At 43.9% G+C, this 20,759-nt stretch carries 11 protein-coding genes; 7 read left to right on the plus strand and 4 right to left on the minus strand.

Annotation, left to right across the window (positions count from 1 at the left end; all coding sequences use genetic code 11):
• Window positions 1-778: 778 nt before the first annotated feature.
• From H524_RS14415 to rnt, 4 genes are all read right to left on the minus strand, one after another.
• Window positions 779-1,831 carry a DMT family transporter gene (locus H524_RS14415; protein WP_044121562.1) on the minus strand — a complete coding sequence of 351 codons (1,053 nt, stop codon included), beginning with the start codon at window positions 1,829-1,831 and terminating at the stop codon, window positions 779-781.
• 876 nt (window positions 1,832-2,707) lie between these two features.
• Window positions 2,708-3,217: a hypothetical protein gene (locus H524_RS0105435; protein WP_027939494.1), complete on the minus strand. Its 510-nt coding sequence runs from the start codon at window positions 3,215-3,217 to the stop codon at window positions 2,708-2,710.
• 2,175 nt (window positions 3,218-5,392) lie between these two features.
• Window positions 5,393-5,974: a superoxide dismutase gene (locus H524_RS0105445; RefSeq protein ID WP_027939495.1), complete on the minus strand. Its 582-nt coding sequence runs from the start codon at window positions 5,972-5,974 to the stop codon at window positions 5,393-5,395.
• 773 nt (window positions 5,975-6,747) lie between these two features.
• The gene (gene rnt / locus H524_RS0105450) at window positions 6,748-7,407 is read right to left on the minus strand and encodes a ribonuclease T (RefSeq protein WP_044121563.1); all 660 of its coding nucleotides are present in this window, start codon (window positions 7,405-7,407) and stop codon (window positions 6,748-6,750) included.
• A 1,076-nt stretch (window positions 7,408-8,483) separates the two neighbouring features.
• Between rnt and fucO (H524_RS0105455) the strand changes: the two genes are divergently transcribed.
• The 7 genes from fucO (H524_RS0105455) (at window position 8,484) to H524_RS0105495 (ending at window position 19,940) form a co-directional block, all read left to right on the plus strand.
• Entirely contained in the window at window positions 8,484-9,632 is a 1,149-nt protein-coding gene (gene fucO / locus H524_RS0105455) for a lactaldehyde reductase (RefSeq protein WP_027939497.1), read from the plus strand.
• Window positions 9,633-11,617: 1,985 nt separating this feature from the next.
• The gene (locus H524_RS0105470) at window positions 11,618-12,052 is read left to right on the plus strand and encodes an RbsD/FucU family protein (RefSeq protein WP_027939498.1); all 435 of its coding nucleotides are present in this window, start codon (window positions 11,618-11,620) and stop codon (window positions 12,050-12,052) included.
• A 308-nt stretch (window positions 12,053-12,360) separates the two neighbouring features.
• A complete protein-coding gene (gene fucO / locus H524_RS0105475) occupies window positions 12,361-13,509 on the plus strand; it encodes a lactaldehyde reductase (protein WP_027939499.1) in 1,149 nt (382 codons plus the stop codon).
• Window positions 13,510-13,773: 264 nt separating this feature from the next.
• Window positions 13,774-15,552, plus strand: a complete 1,779-nt coding sequence (locus H524_RS0105480) for an L-fucose isomerase (RefSeq protein WP_027939500.1) — start codon at window positions 13,774-13,776, stop codon at window positions 15,550-15,552.
• A gap of 381 nt (window positions 15,553-15,933) precedes the next feature.
• Complete coding sequence (locus H524_RS0105485; RefSeq protein ID WP_027939501.1) at window positions 15,934-16,587, plus strand: L-fuculose-phosphate aldolase; 654 nt, start codon at window positions 15,934-15,936, stop codon at window positions 16,585-16,587.
• Between the two features lie 668 nt (window positions 16,588-17,255).
• Window positions 17,256-18,746 carry a sugar ABC transporter ATP-binding protein gene (locus H524_RS0105490; protein ID WP_027939502.1) on the plus strand — a complete coding sequence of 497 codons (1,491 nt, stop codon included), beginning with the start codon at window positions 17,256-17,258 and terminating at the stop codon, window positions 18,744-18,746.
• 210 nt (window positions 18,747-18,956) lie between these two features.
• Window positions 18,957-19,940, plus strand: coding sequence for an ABC transporter permease (locus H524_RS0105495; RefSeq protein WP_156907549.1), 984 nt, complete (start codon window positions 18,957-18,959; stop codon window positions 19,938-19,940).
• The last annotated feature ends 819 nt before the right edge of the window (window positions 19,941-20,759 follow it).

A 20,759-nucleotide genomic window follows, 5' to 3' on the forward strand; every position in this document is an offset into this window, starting at 1 on the left:
CCAACGTCGGATCGTAGCTGGGGTACGGCGTACCAATTTAGCAAATTGTCCAATCTTATATGTGCTCATAATAAATGTATATTAACACATTTTTCTATATTTTTCAAAACTGTTACTTGCTCTATCTATACACAATTATAGTAATAGCCTAAAAAATGCTTAGTGCTTAAGACTATAGCGGCAGGTAAAAGTGCAAAAGATTAAGCTCAGATGTTAGTGTAGCAGCGATATGAAGCTATCAAGGTTTTTGCTAAGCAAACTTGCAGCGCAGGAGCTGTTAGCATTGAAATGTTAGTGATCTGTATCACGTAACATTTTAAAAAATTGATTCTTTATTATAGCCTATCTGAGCGCACTTTCTAAAACGTCAAATCTACAAAATGTAAGTCTACTAACTCAACTTGACTTAACAAAGCTTGTATACAAGCCAAGTTATCGCAAACTTGCTCTTTAGCAAGGTGATAACAAGTATTACAACACTCTTGAATTGCACCATAGAAAGGAGCTACTTCAAAAAGTAGATCGTACTTTGCACTAATTCATAGCAACAAATAGACCTCTTGGAAGTGACATTTGCAGATCCCTCAAGCAGATAGACACCATCACCTTAAACCATAAATAATTCAGCCTAAACATGAAAAAAGTTTTGCTGCAGCCTTAAATACAAAAGGCAAGATAGAGAGTCTATCTTGCCTTTGAAAAATGTGGCGTGAAAGTAGGATGCTAAGCAAGTGCAGATACATGGCATATGCGTTTGCTCAAATAGTGTAGTTGGCTTTTAGTTGCCCTCAGCTGCGCTCTTTGCACTCTGCCCATTGCCCTCAGATGCAAGCGTATCGTCGCTGCTATTAACAGATGTCTTGCGGCCTGAGAAGAGGGCAATGAGAGTCTTTAAGTTTACCTGAGCCACGATCACCGCAACTAAGATAAGGATACAGCCAATGCCTTCTTTTAAGGTCAGGGACTCATTTAAGATGAGCACGCCAAAGATTACGGCCATTACAGATTCTAAAGAGAGAATGATGGTAGCAATAGTTGGATGCATACCGCGCTGACCCACTACCTGCAGGGTATAAGCAACGCCATTACTCATTACGCCAGACCACAGCAGAGCTAAGGATGCTGCCCATACATCTTCCCAGGCAAAGACGTCATAGTCGACGATGAGCATTAAGATGAGCGCTATTAATGAGGCAAAGAAGAACTGACCACAAGAGAGGTACACGCCATCGCACTTATGTACATAGTGGTCGATAGCTAAGATATGGAAAGTAAAGACAAAGGCGCACATTAAGATTAAGAGATCGCCTTTTTCAAAGGTTAAATCCTGCTTAACGCATAAAAGGTACAGGCCGATTAAGGAGAGCAATACACCAATTACAATGCTGATATTGATCTTCTTGCCTAAAAAGAGACCAACAATTGGCACAAAGACGATGTACATGGAGGTAATAAAGCCAGCCTTGCCAGCATCTGTGGTAACCAAACCATACTGCTGAAAGGACTCACCACCCACTAAAAAGGCACCGCAAACTAAGGATCCCATGATGAGATCTTTGCGCTGGTAATTTTTGGAGGTGACAGACTCATGCGCCTTTTGTACATCCACATTAGAGCTATCGGCATCAAGCGCACTTGATTGCTCTTGCTTAGCTGAACGAGATTTAATCCAGAAAACGATAGGCAATAAGACTACAGCACCAATAAAGGTTCTAAAGAAGGTGTATGTAAAAGGAGTGACGTGATCCATACCAATGGACTGGGCCACAAATCCTGAACCCCAAATGGTCGCAGTTAAGAAGAGAAAGAATGACTGCCTAAGCTGAAACATTGTTATAAACCTAAGTATCCACGCCGCTGCACTACGCAACAGTCAACTAAACATACAAGCGCTAACTAAAGCCACACGCAAATAGCAAAAAAAGCTTTAGTCACCCGCAAACAGCAAAGGGCCGTGCGCTATCAAAGCTAGAGCCAATGGCGCGTAAAAGCCTTGTATGTCTATCATGCTTAAACTCAGACACAAGATTGCACGATGCAGCGCCATACATCTAAACATAACAGCGCCACTCGATCACAAAGATCATTAACTAGCAGCCATGATCATGATGTATACGCCTTTTTAGCTAGCGCTTAGATCATAAAGATCATCAGTAGCTACAAGAAAGCTAAAGATAATAAGAACAGTAGCTCAAGCTACAGCAAATCATCTACTTAAAGGTGAATTTCATAGCAATAAAGTCGAGTACGCTTAATGACTGCAAGCCTTGTGTTTGTCTGATATGAGGCCATGATTATACGGCACTTGCACCATAGTAAGTAGATATTTAGCTTATCTAGGATACTTTGCACCACATTTAACCAAGAGTGCATAAGCCTTAGTTATCACTTTAATGAAGTGGGATCAGCAGCTTCACAAGATCAGACTTAGTTAAGTGGGGAGCTGCAGCCTCACTAGATCAAACTATAGCCTCAACAACTTTGTAATAGCAGTACCTAAGATCAAAAGGATAGGCATGCCGTAGCAAGGATTAGATTGCAATTGCCATGCGTTACGGATGATTTTTGGCGGATAAATAAGAAGTCTATGGGCAGGATGCTTAAGCTAGCCATGTTTAAGATCGTGGCTAGCTTGATAGGCTAAGCTTGGAGCATGGCTTAGGTTGCCAGCAATGTTGCACAGAGTGCATAAGCTGTGATTAGCTTCTTAGCCCATTGGAGTGAACTCAATTACATTGATTGAGGTAGAGAAGAAGCTTTGCTGAACTTGACCCCAGAGGTAGTAGTTGAGATCAGGAATCGGAGGGGCAGCGTTATTGGACTTGCTGATATCTACAGCAATGGTGTCACCAGCTGCATCGGTAAAGTAGTACTGAATGGTGTCAGACTTCTCTTTGTAGCTAAAACGACCTTCTAAAACTACATAGTCGTTGGTGTGGCCATTGTGCAGGACACCGTGGACGGTGTTTGGTTGAGTACCTTCGATACCAAAACCTTTAGGAGAGGCTCTTTGAATCTGATTGTGGGTAAAGCCTTGTGGGCTTGCGTATACAGTTGAAGAGTTTAAGGTGTAGAAACCTAAGGTTAAAAGTGCAAGTAAGAAAATACCTGAAAGCACTACCTTGCCAAAAACAGTGGCAATGATGGCACTTATGAAGTTTCGTCGCTCCGGTGCGTTTAACTCTTTGTAGCGATGGGCTTGATCTTTAATCAACATACCCCCTCCTTACGATTAACTAAGGGCTGAGCATCATTACTTATCTGTAATCTCAAAGAAGGTACAAGTCTTTATGCCCTTGCATTCAATCTAAACTCTATGAATGACGAGGCACTGCACCTTATTTATGATGCTAAAGCCTGGCAAACTGGTTTAAAGCAGCTACATGCATGCTTTAAAGCTAGTTGCCAAAAAGCGGTACATTCTCAAATTGCTCTTTGTAATAGTATGCAGCTTGTTCCTTAGGCTAAAAGTAGTTTTCTAAGCTATGTATGTGGCTAGACACAAATTTCTTTTGCTGCCATAAAGACATAGGAGATGTACACGTAAATCAAATCCTTAGAGCATGCTCTTATCTACTGTTTAGCACCTGTTATCAAAAAGCTGTAATGCTCGTACAAGATGACGCATTTTTTAGCTTCAGTGCTGTTAAGAGCCGCCGCGAGCGGAGAATTATACTCGCGCTCTACTTTAGATAGCGAATACTAGCTGATCAAATAAATCAGCTTTGTACAATAACTTATGTTTTTATAAGCAAGATCACACTCAAGTGTCAGTAAGCGGCAAATTAGAATGCACTTACACACTCAAAGTGCTTCAAGTTAGTTAAGAAACTAAATGCACTTGCGCTAAAACAGCCACCGGTTAAACGTAAATAATTACTCAGAAAAGCAAGGATGCTTTGGCGCATCGTATTTCAAGCTTGCCACTCAATAGTGAGCATGAGGTGGCTAATAAACACAACAACGAAAGACTTGCCATCAAGCGGGCTAAAAAACTACAGCCCATTAAAATACATGATGTAAAAGCAAGCGCATAAGACTCTAAACCAAGATACAAGTGCATAAGAATCTAAACCAAGATACAAGCGCATCTCTTGGCTAAGGTCAAAAAGCATATGAGCGATACTTATGCGTACTATCAAAAATAAATGAGCAGAGAAAAGCTGCTACTCTGCACATAAGCAAGACTACGGGCGTATCCATAAAACAATAGTCCTGACAGACTCGCTCAGGTGATTGTAGTAACTGTATTAGAGTTAACCTTTATGTGTACCAATGTACGGCCGTGAAACCTAGGCTTGAACTAGATCCCACGGCCGCTATATTGGGCTATGAGTATGGAAGACACATACAAGGATTGCTCTAGCAGCTAAAAAGCTATGCTAACTGGGGTCTTACAGTCAGAGTCAGTTGCTAGCCCAAGAATCGATTGGCTTAGTCACACATCAGCGCTTATGAGTTGCTTAATGGAGTAGTGCTGATGAACAACTAATCATGGGCTTAAAGCAAGACATCTTATGCATAGCTTGAAAAGCTGCTGAGTAAAAACTAACACAATGAGGCTATATGGCAAGTTAACATTTTTGTGTAAGTGTAAAACTGTGATCTACATGCAAGTTTACTATGCTCGCCTAAAACTCGATATTTATGCGAAAAACAAAGCCGAAAGCTACATATTTTTAGCAAATAAAAAGTGCAAACAGTGTATATGTAGACTAGTTTTGTAGCTACCTGAGTGCAGGCTAACTTAAGCAAATCTCAACAGCTAAAAGCAACAGCAACCTGCCCATTTGTAAAGTTAACTATGCAATTGAATGGTGCAAGCGCACCAACATGACACGAGAGCTGAGCTGAGCTGCAGGAAATTGAATATTGAATATTGAAGATGGTAGATGAAAGATCGTTTTGTCGGATGCAAAGAGCTCAGCGTGGAAAAGTGCTAAGCTAGTTAATGATAGCTTTGCTGTTCTTATGCAAGTTGCTCTTCATAACAGACAAAGCTTCCAGTAGATATGTCGTTATCTAACGGAAATAGAAACGGAGCTTACCTGCTGTTAAAGAATAGGTCTGACTTACTGTTAATGAATGGATCGAACTAGCTATTAGAGAATGGATCTGACTTGCGGCTAATGCTATAGCTGCAAAAAGATGTGCAGATGATAGTAAGTGGGGGCCAAAGATACTTTCGGGACAAAAGATACGCGAGGCCTTTGAGCGCTCTTGCGTTAGCGGGGAGGGATGAAGGATTGTTACTGGCGGATGTTGAGTTTTTAGTGCTACAAAAACAACAAAGCTCCTGCTTTATGGTTTAAAGAGGGCGCTTAGGCCCTCTAAAAACCTTATGCCTTGTGGGCATTTAAAGCAGGAGCTGCAGTAAATCTAGGATATTAGATTACTGTACGTCACGCATCTGAGAAGCTACGAAGGTCCAGTCTACGTGCTCTAAGAAGTCCTTGAGGTAGTCAGCACGACGGTTCTGGTAATCCAGGTAGTAAGCGTGCTCCCATACGTCAACAACTAAAATTGGGGTGAAGCCGTCAACGAGTGGGTTAGCTGCGTTGGAGGTGTTCATGATCTTCAGGAGGTTAGGGCCAGTCTGAACGAGCCAGGTCCAGCCAGAACCGAAGTTAGCAACAGCTGAAGCAGCGAACTTCTGCTTGAACTCTTCTAAAGAACCGAAGTTCTGGTTGATTAAGTCGAGTAACTTGCCCTCAGGAGCCTTGGTCTCGCCAGTAATGCAGTTGAAGTAGAACTCGTGGTTCCAAGCCTGGGCAGCGTTGTTGAATAAAGGACCATCGGAGGTGCGCATGATCTCTTCTAAGGACTTGCCTTCGTAGTTAGAACCAGCAACTAACTTGTTGGTGGTCTCAACGTAGGCGTTGAAGTGCTTGCCGTGGTGGAAGTTTAAGGTGTTCTCAGAAAGGAAACCTAAAGAGTTTTTCTCGTACTTGAGTGGAACTAATTCAAAAGACATTGCGATGCTCCAAAATTTGTGAAACTAAAAACAGCATATGCCTTAAAGCTTCATATAACAAGCTCACAACTCACAATTTCTTATCACATGATGTGATTTTCTCAATTACGCAGACAAAGGCGATCAACATAGATGCATTGTTTTACACGACCAAATTTGCGCTTTTGCCGCTTGAGCCTGATATGTATCGTATCTAATATTGAGTGCAATGCCTCTCGAACATTTTCATCACTTTCACAAGAATGCACCACGACTTTCTTAGCAATTTATCGATTATCAGTTCAAAAGCAGATCACGGCTATCAAGTGCATCCACGTTAAGCTACTTTAAAAAGGTAACTGGCTTTTTTGCAGCTTGTAAGGATAAAAAGAGCGCAGATAAGGCTATTGTGCTGATGTTTCATCACACTCACCTTGCAAGGTGGTTATCACTTGATTTTGAAGATGATTATGGGCTTTTGATAAAAGTAGCAGCTATCTTAGACGTTGCGTAGAAACTTACACGTCTCTTAAGATCTTGGATCTGGCCATGGCTACAGATGCTGTGTAATTGGTGCAGATCTAACTTGAGGTTGGGGATTTTGAGGCAGGTTGTTGCGGATAGTGATTTGAGCGTGAATGCTCTGATTAGGCCGTAGGAGATTGCTTTTTTAGTAGCGCTAAAACTTTAACGCCCGCAAGAGCGGGCGTTCAGATACAGTCGTGGCAAGTACAAGCATATGCTGCTTGTCGGTACCATTTTTAGGCATCTTGTCAGGCTGTAATTTAGGTAGTTTATTCCCTACCTGGGAGACCGGCATACATAGTGAAGCGGTTGTAGATCGAGCAGAATAATTCACACTCTTTTTCGGTGTCATAGACAGCAGAGTGGGCATTGTTGTCATTAAAGCTAATGCCTGCAGAGATACATGCTCTTGAAAGCACGGTCTGACCGAGCACTAATGCGCCTAATGATGCTGTGTCGATAACTGAGAATGGGTGGAAAGGATTGCGCTTGTAATTAATGCGCTCTGCTACAGCGTTGATAAAGCTTAGATCAAAGGCACCGTTGTGACCAACTAAGATAGCCTTGGTACAAGCTTGAGCTTTCACTTCTTTTGCCACAGCCTTAAATAGAGGTTTCATGGCCTCAGCCTCATCGACAAGATTACGTTTTTCGTCGAAAGGATCAATGCCTAAGAAATCAATATTGTTCTTTACAAGCTGTGCGCCTTCAAAAGGACGGATGTTGACGCTAAAGCGATCTTTTGGAGTGAGCTTACCTGCATTATCAATCTGTACAGTGATCATACAGACTTCAAGCAGAGCATCAGTTCTAGGGTTGAAACCACCAGTTTCCACATCAACAACTACAGGCAGATAGGTTCTAAAACGATCGCGTAGTTGATAAGGCGGATTGAGATAAGGTGGGTTTATTACCTTGATATCAATCATTTAATAGTTACCGGTAAGAAGACATAAGTTCATCTAGTGCTATAAAGCTCTTAGCAAAGCCAGGATCAAGCGTAGACTGTCACTAGTTGCGGCATTTATTAGATGCAGTTGCCAATCAAATATGCACATGTATGCATCTGCAGATGCTTGCTAGTGGTCATATAACAAACGCTCAGCATATATAAGTATAGGCTGGAGCGTATGTATGGGATCGAACTTGGCATTTGCGTGTAACTACTTGGCTAACTTTGCTAACAGCAGTGCCTTTGCTTAGCTTCCTAGCCGTTTTAGCGATCTAGGACACATTGACGCTTTTTACGGTCAATATTGTGTATTAACCAAAGTTAATTGATTGTAGTTACTCAAAGATGATCTTTAAGTCTTAGTTAGTGGAGCCTTGTAGACTCGGCAAATTTGCAGCGTCATTGTAGCACAGGAGTGAATGTGACGTAGATCGTTGTGTGATAAGGATCTAGTGCAAGAAAACGCAAGTGAAGATTAAAAATTGCTCAAATTGGGGATAAAGCTCTCTGCTACTTGAGAATTTGAACATGAGAGAATCAAGTGATAATCCTTATCTACTAGGAAAATCAAATGTGGATCTCCTTTTAGAACGACTTTTTTCACAGCAAGAAAGTGCATAGGGCAATTTTTGCAAAATGCTTATACATAAGTGGTTTTTCACACTTGTAAATACTGAAATCTACCAATGAACTAACGAAAAGTACTAATAAAATCTACCAAAATACCTTAAAAATTTACCATAACTACTTGGTGATTTTAGGAAAAATAGCCTCAACGCAACGAAGCACACGCACTTCACTTTGCAAAACTTTGAGTGTGGCTTGATAGCTACTCTAACTACAGCGTGTCTTCGAGGCCTCTATGAGTTGATTAGTTCAGCTCTAGTGAGTTGAACAAATTTGGTATACAGGTTCTTTAAGTTTGGTCGACTTAAAGAATTGCACTAAAACTTGTTGATGACCACCTGCATGTCGACTGAAGAAAAAGCAAATTTGCTCTTGCACCTCTTCAGGCAGGCGTAAGTCAACAAATAACATTCAGGATTGATTACTATGGCAAACCGCATCATTCTCAACGCAGTTTCATACCACGGTCAGGGCGCAATTCAGCACATCGTTACTGAAGTTAAGCAGCACGGCTGGAAAAAGGCTTTCATTTGTACCGATCCTGGTCTGATCGAGTTCAAGGTTATCAACCGCATTACCGACTTACTTGACGATGCAGACTTGCCATACGAGATTTACTCCGACGTTAAGCCAAACCCAACTATCGAGAACGTAAACTCAGGTGTTGCAGCATTCAAGGCCTCCGGCGCTGACTACATCTTAGCTGTTGGTGGCGGTTCTTCAATGGACACTGCCAAGGCTATCGGTATCATCATCACCAACCCAGAGTTTGCTGATGTTGTTTCCTTAGAAGGTGTTGCTCCAACCCGCAACCCAACTGTTCCAACCATTACCGTACCAACCACTGCAGGTACTGGTTCTGAAGTAACTGCATACTACGTAATCACCGACGTACAGCGTGGCCGTAAGTTCGTATGCGTTGACGCAAACGCCATGGCCTGCATCGCAGTTATCGACCCTGACATGATGTCCTCAATGCCACGCGGCTTAACTGCAGCAACTGGTATGGACGCCTTAACCCACGCTATCGAAGGCCTCATCACCAAGTCAGCTTGGGAAATGTCCGATATGCTCCACATCAAGGCTATCGAGATCATCTCTCGCTCCTTACGTGGTGCTGTAAACAACGAGCCTGAGGGCCGTGAGGGCATGGCTTTAGCTCAGTACTTAGCAGGTATGGGCTTCTCCAACGTAGGTTTAGGTCTGGTTCACGGTATGGCTCACCCACTCGGTGCTACTTATGACACTCCACACGGTGTTGCTAACGCCATCATTCTGCCTACCGTAATGCGCTACAACGCTGACTACACAGGCGACAAGTACCGTCACATTGCTAAGGCATTCGGTGTTAAGGGTGTTGATGACATGCACCAGGACGAGTACCGCGAGGCAGCAATCAATGCTGTTGCTCAGCTCTCTAACGATGTTGGTATTCCACACAACCTCAAGAACATCGTTAAGGAAGAAGACCTCGACTTCCTCGCTGAGTCTGCATTCGCTGACGTTTGCACCGCTGGCAACCCACGTGAGACTTCTGTATTCGAGATTCGTGAGCTCTACAAGTCTCTCATGTAGTACAAGCGTTGCACTGCTTTAACTACTAACAGGTAAGGATTGACCTTAGACAGGCTGCTCTTAGAAATAAGAGCAGCCTGTTTTTAGGCACTTAAGCACGCAGTCTCCACACAGCTTTTTTAACAAATGTGTCTCTTATGACATGCCCATAAAACTGTTTCCCACCCTCGAGCGGATAAGAAGATGGGAAGCGTTTTATAAGGCGCGATCTTATAGAACACATACTTAATCACTTTGCTAACAAGTACATAAAAGAGCATGTCCCACAACATGCCAAGGCTGAGCAAAGTATTAAGTGTTTTGCATCTTTCTTCCTGTTACCGCATATTTGCATGCGGACTTTCCACGATCAAGCAGTTGTGTTGATTAGCTTAAATACACCGAGTTTTGAGTTTTGGCTCCTATTGGCTAAAAGCACGGTGTTAAGCCAAACAGATTAGAGCTCTAAGCTAGCCACAGAGCTTATGGTGCACAACTAATCTGTTTGCAGCCGTTCTTGCAATTGTCCCCTTTGTTAAGAACAGCTTAAAAAACATGCTTGATTACACTTAAGTGCATACCAAAAGCTAAAGGCCTTATAGTCTTCTATGAGGCCTTTTTTGATCCCCAAGCAAACTCAATAAACCATCCCTCCGCTCCACCCAACTAATAAAACCAAGCCAGGCATACACAGCCATACGGCAACCTCAATTAAGCATGCAAGCCAGCCAGGCAGACAAAGACATACGGATCCCAAAACTAATAAAACTGCGCCAGGCAGACAAATCCAAACGGCTACCACGACTAATAAGATCTCGCCAAGCTAGGCTAGACAAGGCTTTATGGGAACCTAACAAAAGCAAGCAAAGGCAAATAACACAAGCTTGGTAGATCCGGTCTTTAGCAATTTCACTTGCCCTCTAATCACCTTCAATCAAGAGCAGACGCTCTTTTATAAAAGCACAGTCCCACTCAACAGCTAACATGATCTCAAATTTAGCTTGGCTTTAAGCAGCCGATCCGGGGCGGATTTGCCTGGTTTGTATCTGATAAGTCAGTCCCTTTGAATGCGCAGTCAAACTCTGGAGTCTTATTGATGCTCATCTATGGATAGAGCAATCCTAGGCTCTTATAAGTAATGGTGTTGCAGCTGCTGCTAGTTGCAGTTAACTTTAATGAGCTTTTGATACAAAGTTGTATCTTCAATTCTTTATAGAATCTTGGAGGTTTTAAGACAAACTCTGGGTGGTTCTGTATAGATTTGTACTCTTACTTGGTTTGGGCTCAGGTGATGTGATGTGGTGGATGGTCTCAATCAGATCTTGGATAAGTTTATTGAGGTCGTGTTGCTTGAAATAAGCTAGTTTTTGGGCTTTCAAATGGGGGTAAATGGCGTGTGTATGCGGTTTTATCATTTTGTTTGCAGTGGAGGGCTTACTCAAGAATAGGGGGCATAAAATGGTAGGCACAAAATGTTTCTTAAGGTGAATAATTTACCAAAGAGAGAGGTTGTGACTGATAGGCAAAAATGTAAGACAAATGCGGTAGATATGCAAACAGCTTGGATCCTAGATATTACGCAAATGGCGTTATATTGGGCTTTTTCGCTGTTAAATGAGATGTGGATTCCAGTTTTTGAAAAGAGGTGATATTTGAAATCAAATCTCTATCACCTTTTGTAAAATAGTTTGAAAGGTTAAAAATTTACCAAAACACTAGCAAAATATGGTCATTACAGTATTTTAGACATATGAAATTTACCAAAACGTCCCGTTTTTGGTAGTTTTTGTAAATAACCTACCTTTTGAGATGAAAAAATTACCATTTTTGTCTTGCGCTTTGCACTACAAATAACACTGATGAGTCTTGCGCCTGAGTTTGGTTCTCAATCATTGATTCTCCTGTAGATAAATGCTTGGGCGCACAATGACTAAAGATCACTTTGTAGCTTTAGTGCTTAAGACAAGCGTACTGAGATATGCATCAGTTACGCTGGAGGCAAGTTCATGCTGAAGAACATTCCACCAATCATCTCCCCTGATCTGTTAAAGATTCTCTGCGAAATGGGACACTCAGATCGTATCGTTATTGCTGATGGCAACTTCCCAAGTGAGTCCATGGGTGAGAATTGCTATGTCATCCGTGCTGATGGTCATGGCGTACCAGAGATCTTAGATGCCATCTTACAGGTATTCCCTCTCGATACTTACTGCGACAAGCCTGTGAGCTTAATGCAGGTTGTTCCTGGTGATCCTGTAGAAACTCCAATTTGGGATGAGTACAAGGCTATCGTTGCTAAATACGATAAGCGCGGCGCTGAGTGTTTTGAAAACATTGAACGCTTTGCATTCTACGAGGATGCTAAGAAGGCATACTGCATTATCGCCACCTCAGAAAAGGCTCTGTATGCCAATATCACTCTGCAAAAGGGTGTTGTCTAAAGATTCCACTCCTTGGAATTAGGGAACAAAAGCACGTAGGCAGACTGCAAGATTAACTAAGATAAAAGCCTGACCTACCTGCTTAAAGTGCTACACAGCGACACTTAAAACATAGCTGCAAACAATCACATAACTTTCTATAGCCTCCACCACCCAAGCTGACAGGCCGGTATATAGAGCTTAAGAATAAGCTCTACTTTGTACTGACAAGCTAAGCGCCATGTAGGCAAAGTTAATACTTGTTTAGTAGCAAAGATACGGCTTAACAGTCTGAGCGATTGTGGGACTCATGTAGGTAGGAAATACTTATGGCCAATCGTATTGTTCTCAACAACGTCTCTTATCACGGCGCAGGTGCCATCCAGAACATTCCTCTTGAGGTAAAGCAACGCCGTCTTGAAAAGGCATTTGTTTGCTCTGATCCTGACTTAATCAAGTTTGGCGTTACCAGCAAAGTTACCGATCTGTTAACTGAGAACCACTTAGATTTTGAAATCTACTCAGACATCAAGGCCAACCCAACTATTGAGAACGTACAGCACGGTGTTGAGGCTTTCAAAAAGTCAGGTGCTGACTACATCATCGCAATTGGTGGCGGTTCTTCCATGGATACTGCCAAGGCTATCGGCATTATCATCACCAACCCTCAATTTGCTGACGTAGTTTCCCTTGAGGGTGTAGCTGACACCAAGAACCATGCTGTTCCAACCATTGCAGTTCCAACTACTGCAGGTACCGCAGCTGAGGTAACCATCAACTACGTAATTACTGATCCAGCTAAGGATCGTAAGTTTGTATGCGTTGACCCTAACGACATGCCAATGATCGCTGTGGTTGATCCAGACATGATGGCCTCTATGCCTAAGGGCTTAACTGCTGCAACTGGTATGGACGCTTTAACCCACGCTATCGAAGGTCTGATTACCAAGGCTGCTTGGGATATGACCGACATGTTCCACATCAAGGCCATCGAGCTTATCGCTGCAAACTTACGTTTAGCAGTTGAGGGTGATCCTAAGGGCCGTGAGGGCATGGCATTAGCTCAGTACGTAGCTGGTATGGGCTTCTCTAACGTAGGTTTAGGTATTGTTCACTCCATGGCTCACCCATTAGGTGCTCACTATGACACCCCACACGGTGTAGCTAACGCCATCATTCTGCCAACAGTTATGAAGTACAACGCTGAGTTCACTGGCGACAAGTACTTATCAATTGCTAAGGCATTTGGTGTTAAGGGTGCTGAGAGCATGTCACAAGAAGAGTATCGCAAGGCTGCCATTGATGCCGTTGCTCAGCTCTCTCGTGATGTGGGCATTCCACAGGATCTTAAGGCTATCGTTAAGGAAGAGGACTTAGACTTCCTCTCAAAGTCAGCCTTCAATGACGTTTGCACTGGCGGTAATCCACGTGATACCTCAGTTGCTGATATTAAGGAACTCTACAAGTCATTACTGTAGGCCATAACCAATAGCCATACAGTTTAACTAGCTTACCAAACTACTGTTTGTAGGCACATGCAGAGGGTCAGTGAGTAATCCCTCTGCATGCAAAGACTTGCTCAATATAGATTCTTCAGAGCAATGTACAACGACCATTTTGGATTGTCGTTGTCTTAGCAAGCACTCTTTAAAGCCAAGCACTTTGCATTTTTTTAGCTATGCTTTTGTCTTGCTTACTAAGATTCGGTCGTTGTGTAGGCTCATTTCATCAGGAGTTAAACCATGTCACATCCAAAGATCGGTATTCGTCCTACTATCGACGGTCGTCGCGGCCCACTGAAGGTTCGTGAGTCTCTTGAAGAGCAAACCATGAATATGGCCAAGAGCGCTGCTGACTTACTGCGCGCTAACTTAAAGTACACCGACGGCACCCCTGTTGAGGTAGTTATCGCTGATACCACTATCGGTCGTGTTCCTGAGGCAGCTGCTTGCCAAGAGAAGTTCCGTCGTGAAGGTGTTGATATCACCTTAACCGTAACTCCTTGCTGGTGCTACGGCTCTGAGACCATGGACATGGACAAGCACACCATTAAGGGTGTTTGGGGCTTTAACGGCACTGAGCGTCCAGGTGCTGTGTACTTAGCTGCTGTATTAGCAGGTCATGCACAAAAGGGTCTTCCAGCATTTGGTATTTATGGCCACGAAGTTCAGGATGCTGACGACACCTCCATTCCTGCAGACGTTCAAGAGAAGATCTTACGCTTTGGCCGCGCTGCTTTAGCAGCAGCTCAGATGCGTGGTAAGAGCTATCTGCAGATCGGCTCTATCTGTATGGGTATTGCTGGTTCCATCATCGACTCTAACTTCATCGAAGAATACCTCGGCATGCGTGTTGAGTCTGTAGATGAGGTTGAAATCATCCGTCGTATGGAAAACAACATCTACGACCCAGAAGAGTTCAAGAAGGCCATGGAGTGGACCAAGGCTTACTGCAAGGAAGGCTTCGATAAGAACCCTGAGTCCATGCAGAACTCTCCAGAGGTTAAGGAAGAGCAGTGGGAGTTCGTTGTTAAGATGATGGTCATCGTTAAGGACCTCATGAAGGGCAACAAGAACTTACCAGCTGGCTGTGAGGAAGAGGCTTTAGGCCACAACGCTATTGCAGCAGGCTTCCAGGGTCAAAGACAGTGGACTGACTTCTACCCTAACGGCGACTACGCTGAGGCTTTATTAAACTCCTCATTTGACTGGAACGGCAAGCGCGAGACCATGGTTTTAGCTACCGAGAATGACGTATTAAACGGCTTCGGTATGCTCTTTGGTAAGTTATTAACCAACCGCGCCACCATGTTCTCTGACGTACGTACTTACTGGTCAGGCAATGCTGTTAAGCGTGTAACCGGCTACGATCTTGAAGGCCATGCTAAGGATTGCGACGGCTTCTTACACTTAATTAACTCAGGTGCATCTGCATTAGACTTCTCCTGCCAAGCTCGTGATGAGCAGGGCAACCGCACCATCAAGCCATGGTACGACATGACTGATGAAGACATTAAGAAGTGCTTAGAGGCAACCACCTGGAACGCAGCTGACTTAGGCTACTTCCGTGGCGGCGGTTACTCTTCACGTTTCTTAACTGACGCTGAAGTTCCAATGACCATGATGCGCTTAAACCTCGTTAAGGGCTTAGGTCCAGTTCTACAGATTGCTGAAGGCTGGTCTGTTAAGTTACCTCAAGAGGTTACTGAGAAGCTGTGGAAGCGTACTGACTACACCTGGCCTTGCACTTGGTTTGCTCCACGTTGCGACGGCAAGAGCGCTATGTTCAAGACCGCTTATGACGTAATGAACAACTGGGGTGCTAACCACGGTGCTATCGCTTACGGCCACATCGGTGCTGACTTAATCACCTTAGCCTCCATCCTCCGTATCCCTGTATGCGGCCACAACGTACCAGAGGACAAGATCTTCCGTCCATCATGCTGGAACGCATTCGGTATGGATAAGGAAGGCCAAGACTTCCGTGCATGCAAGAACTACGGCCCTCTGTACAAGCTCTAATAGAGTTTTATCTAAAGAGCGCTAAGCCAAATCCTGCAAGGGCTTTGGCTTATAGCAAAGCTAAAGTGGCATAGCCATTTAGCTTAGGACTTAGAGTACTTGCTTAAGTCTTATCAACACACACACTCAACGTAGCCTGCTTTCAAGAGGCAGCTTAGCTTTGTCTCTTCCTGCCTAAAGCAGGCTACTTTTTAAGAGCCTAGGCCCTAGCAGGCTTCTTTTTTAGAGCTTTAGCTCTAAGATAGCAACCTTGTAAGAGACTTGGCTCTACGTCTTGTGCAAGACAAGACATAAGCATCTTTAGTATGTACTCATCAGCTTATTTGAAGCATACAAAGGTGCACACAGACATTTGGTCTGTACTTAATGAGGAACACAATTATGCTGATGGAAAAAGCACGTCATGATTTAGTTGAGTTTGGCAAGCGTTTAGTTACTGCAAACCTGACTAAGGGCACTGGCGGCAACCTCTCTGTATTCGATCGTGAGAATGGTACTGTAGCGATCACTCCTTCAGGCATCGACTTCTTTGAGATTCGTCCTGAGGATATCGTCATTATCGACTTAGACGGCAAGACCGTTGAGGGCACTAAGACCCCATCATCAGAGTGGGAAATGCACCTCATGCCATATCGTCACCGTAACGATATCGATGCTGTTATTCACGCTCACACTACTTATGCAACCGTGCTTGCAGTTCTGCGTCAAGATCTGCCACCTTCACACTACATGGTTGCTGTTGCCGGTCCTAATGTACGTTGCGCTCCTTATGCAACCTACGGTACTCATGAGTTAGCAGTTAACTCCTATGAGTACATGAAAGATCGTCGTGCTGTAATCCTGGCTAACCACGGCATCTTATCTGGCGCTCAGGACTTATTAAACGCCTTCAATATCATTGAAGAAGTTGAGTACTGCTCTCAGATCCACTATATGGCATCTTGCATGGGCAAGCCTCACATCCTCCCAGATGAGGAAATGACTTTAATGGCTGAGAAGTTCAAGACCTACGGTCAGCGTAAGTCCAACGCCTAAGAGTAACACTCTTAATTAAGGCATAGATTCAAGCTACTAGCCTGTTTAACAGGGCTAGTAGCTCTTAAAGATCGAATAGCGATAAATAGTATTTATCCAAGTTTGAGTCAGTAAAGGTAGTGACAAGCAACTTATTACTTATCTCACATGCGCCTAAGCTCTAAGTAAATACTGCTCTTACTTTAAAACTACCTGTGAGTACACATATATGTATGCTTACTTAACTGAGCACACATATATGTATGCTTACTTAACTGAGTACACATATATGTATGCTTACTTAACTGGGCACACATATATGTATGCTCGCCACGCTCAGCTACCGCAAGGTACGCTTAGCACTTAGTTAGTGTACAAACCTAAAAGATCTCAAGCAGCTTTTAGGTAACTATTGATAATCATGAGCTTAAGCTCGTGGCTATCAGTTGGTAGCAACACGGACGTACTACCAACCACGCTTGCAATAGTATTGCATCTCACTTTGCTCTGTTTGACCTGCTGTGCTATTGAGTCCGAGGGGCATCACCCAAAAACATAGACCATGTGCTTGGTGATCTCAGATCGCCACCTTTTGATGAGTTAAGGTTTTAGCAATGGTCTTAGATGTTCAAATCTAAGAGTTCACTAAAAACGACCCTTAGCGTTGAGCAAAAAGGATGAAACAAAGTATGGCTAATATAATTTTGTCCATGCAGGGAATCAAGAAAGCGTTCAACGGCGTTCCTGCGCTCAAGAACGGCGCTATTGATCTCTACGAGGGCGAAGTACATGCCCTGATGGGTGAGAACGGTGCAGGTAAATCTACTCTGATGAAGATTTTAACCGGCATCTACTCACGCGATGAGGGTCGTATCTTCTATGACGGAAAGGATGTTGAGTTCCATGGTCCTGCCGAGTCTGAGGCTGCAGGTATTGCCATTGTGCACCAGGAGCTGAATATGATGAAGGATCTGACAGTAGCTCAGAACCTCTTCATTGGCCACGAGTCCATGAAAGGCGTCTTAATCGATGATGCCGAGATGGAGCGCAAGGCTAGCGAACTGTTCAAGATTTTGAACGTCGACATCGATCCATCAGTCAAGGTAGGTATGCTTACCGTTGGTAAGCAGCAGATGGTTGAAATTGCCAAGGTTATTTCTAAAAACGCCAAGGTCATCGTCTTAGATGAGCCAACTGCAGCTCTCACCGATCACGAGATTGAAGAACTCTTCCGCGTAATTCGCGACCTGAAGTCAAAGGGAGCTGCAATCATCTACATTTCTCACCGTATGGACGAGATCAACGTGATCTCCGATCGTATCACCGTAATGCGTGATGGTGAGTATGTTGGTGTTTTAGATGCTAAGACCTGCTCAAAGGACGACATCATTAAGATGATGGTTGGCCGCGCAGTTTATATTGCACCTAAGACCAAATCAGCCTGTCCAGAAGATGCTAAGGTTCTCTTAAAGTGCGAGCACCTAAATCGTGGCAAGTTTGTTCAGGATGTATCTTTTGAGGTACATGCAGGCGAGATTATTGGCTTCTCTGGACTGATGGGGGCTGGCCGTACTGAAACTGCCCGCTTGATTTTCGGCGCAGACAAGATGGATTCAGGCAAGATTTACATCAATGGTGAAGAAGTCTCCATCAAGTCTCCAAAAGATGCAGTAGCACACGGTATCGGTTATTTATCAGAAGACCGTAAGCGTTATGGTCTGCTCGTAGACAAGTCAGTTGAAGAAAACACTGTTATCGCTTCACTGCAAAAGTTCATCTCGGGCATTAATTTCATTGACACTGCTAAAACTGAGGAAATCTCTAAAAAGTATGTCAGTGAGCTCAAGACCAAGACTCCAAGCATTAAGCAGATCATCAAGAAGCTCTCTGGTGGTAATCAGCAAAAGGTGGTTATCGCAAAATGGCTGACTGATGACTCTGATATTCTCATCTTCGATGAGCCAACCCGTGGTATCGACGTTGGTGCTAAGAGTGAAATCTACAATCTGATGGAAATGCTGGCTAAACAAGGTAAAGCCATCATCATGATTTCATCAGAACTTCCTGAGGTGCTGCGTATGTCCGACCGTGTGGCCGTGATGTGCGAAGGCAAGTTAACTGGCATTCTTCCAATTGAAGAGGCTACTCAGGAAAAGATTATGACTCTAGCTACCCGCTAGTACTTCATCCTCAATAGATTGTCTGTAAAGCTCATATAGGTAAGTTTGCTCTCTTACCCATTGTCTAAAAGTGCTAAGCACTTAAGTGCATCAAAGCAATAACTAAAGGCAAGATCATAAAAAGCGCCAAGCAGCCTCATAGCTGCTTCGCCACAGGTTCTAACCTTTAGCTACTTTAGACAGGGGCTTGTGAAAAAGCAGGAGTTTTCCGTGGATCAATTAAAGAAGTTGGTTTCTAACCAACAGGCCGCTGTGGTGTTGGCCCTCGTACTCATCTGTGCTGTATTTGCGATGATGACTGATCGTTTCATGCAGCCAACCACATTTACCAATATTTCTAAGTCTGCTTACTACATTGCCTTCATGGCCATTGGTGTAACCTTCGTTATTGCCACCGGCGGTATCGATCTGTCCATTGGTACAGTTGCGATCTGCTCGGCTCTCGTCGGCGGTACGCTCATGGAAGCCGGATTGCCAATGCCTCTGGTTTTATTAACCATGCTCGCCACAGGTGTGCTCTTTGGTTTGATAAACGGATTGCTAGTAACGCACTTTGGTCTGCCATCATTCATCGCTACCTTAGGTACCATGATGATGTCCCGTGGTTTAGGTTCTATCGTTTCAGGCACTAAGACTATTTCCTTCCCACAAGGCTCTGCTGATGGTGCTTGGTTCCGTGAGATCTTCATGATTACCTCACGCGATGGTTTCTTGCCACGTAACTTCCCAACTGGTTTCATTCTCTTAGCCATCTGCGTTATCGTTATGGCTTTAGTATTAAACCGTACTCAGATTGGTCGTTACATTCTGTCCATCGGTTCTAACCGTGAAGCAACCCGTCTTTCCGGTATTAACGTAAACTACTACGAGACTATTGCTTACATCATCTCTGGTTTCTTTGCTGCTTTAGCAGGTATTGCTTACGTAGCAGTGTTCACCACCGCCCAGCCAAATACTGGTAACGGCTTCGAGCTTGATGCAATTGCTGGTGTAGTTATCGGCGGTACCTCACTTGCTGGTGGCGTTGGTTCCATCTTTGGTACTGTGATCGGCGTCTTCATTATGACAGTGCTTAAGATTGGCTTCCCTTATATCGGTGTCCAGTCACACTATCAGATGTTCATTACAGGTATCATTCTGGTATTCGCTGTTTACATGGATATCTTAACCCGTAAGCGTAAGGGCCTCGCATAGCTAGGCACGCGCAAGCGGTAAGTCCCACCTCAAATGAGCTTGGCAAGAGAGAAGAATTTCTTACTCATAAGATTGAGCTAAGTATTGTAGGTTACTATCCTATAGTACAAAGACCATAACTTACCAAGCAGGTAGTAATACACACTGTAGGTACTACCAAAGGCCCCTGCAGCTTTGGCCAACACTGCAGGATAGTATTCAAGGCTAGCAGCGTCCCTGTGACGCTGCTTTATCTGCAAGCGCCGCCATGCAGCCTACGCTGCAAAGCACCGCTTGCTGCTACAGTAGCTCTCGCTGCAAGGCGGCTTTCGCTGCTAAAGCAGCGTTCGCTCCACTTAGCTGCACTTGCAGCTTAGTATCCGCCATGTAGACAGTTAGTCACTGCACTAGATGGCGGCTACTTAAGTAGCCAAGCTACTTATACATAAGCCGTGCTAAGAGCACGACGCAACAACAAGCTGCTGGGCATTGATTGGATGCAGCATAAGCAGTTTGCCTGTCGCTTGCGGCTAAGAGACAGAAGAAAAAAAACAAGCAAGACCGTACGAATTTAGTAAGAGCACAAGGACTGTACTTTAGCCTGACTAACTAAGGGAAAGGCTTGAGCTTTTGCAAATAGTTTGTTCGCCGTGAGATTACTTTGCAGCTCGTTGCGAATGGACTTTAGCCAGAAGATGCTTCTTTGCTATAGCAAGACTTAGTTTTGCTCTTGTATCTTCTGGTGCATCACAGCCATTGCACATGCTTTGGTGAGTATTTGCCAGATTAAGTACTTGAAGGTCTAGATGTAGGTACTAAGCCCCTGACTAAGGTTTGGTA

Source organism: Anaerobiospirillum succiniciproducens DSM 6400 (genome assembly GCF_000482845.1).
Lineage (GTDB): Bacteria > Pseudomonadota > Gammaproteobacteria > Enterobacterales > Succinivibrionaceae > Anaerobiospirillum > Anaerobiospirillum succiniciproducens.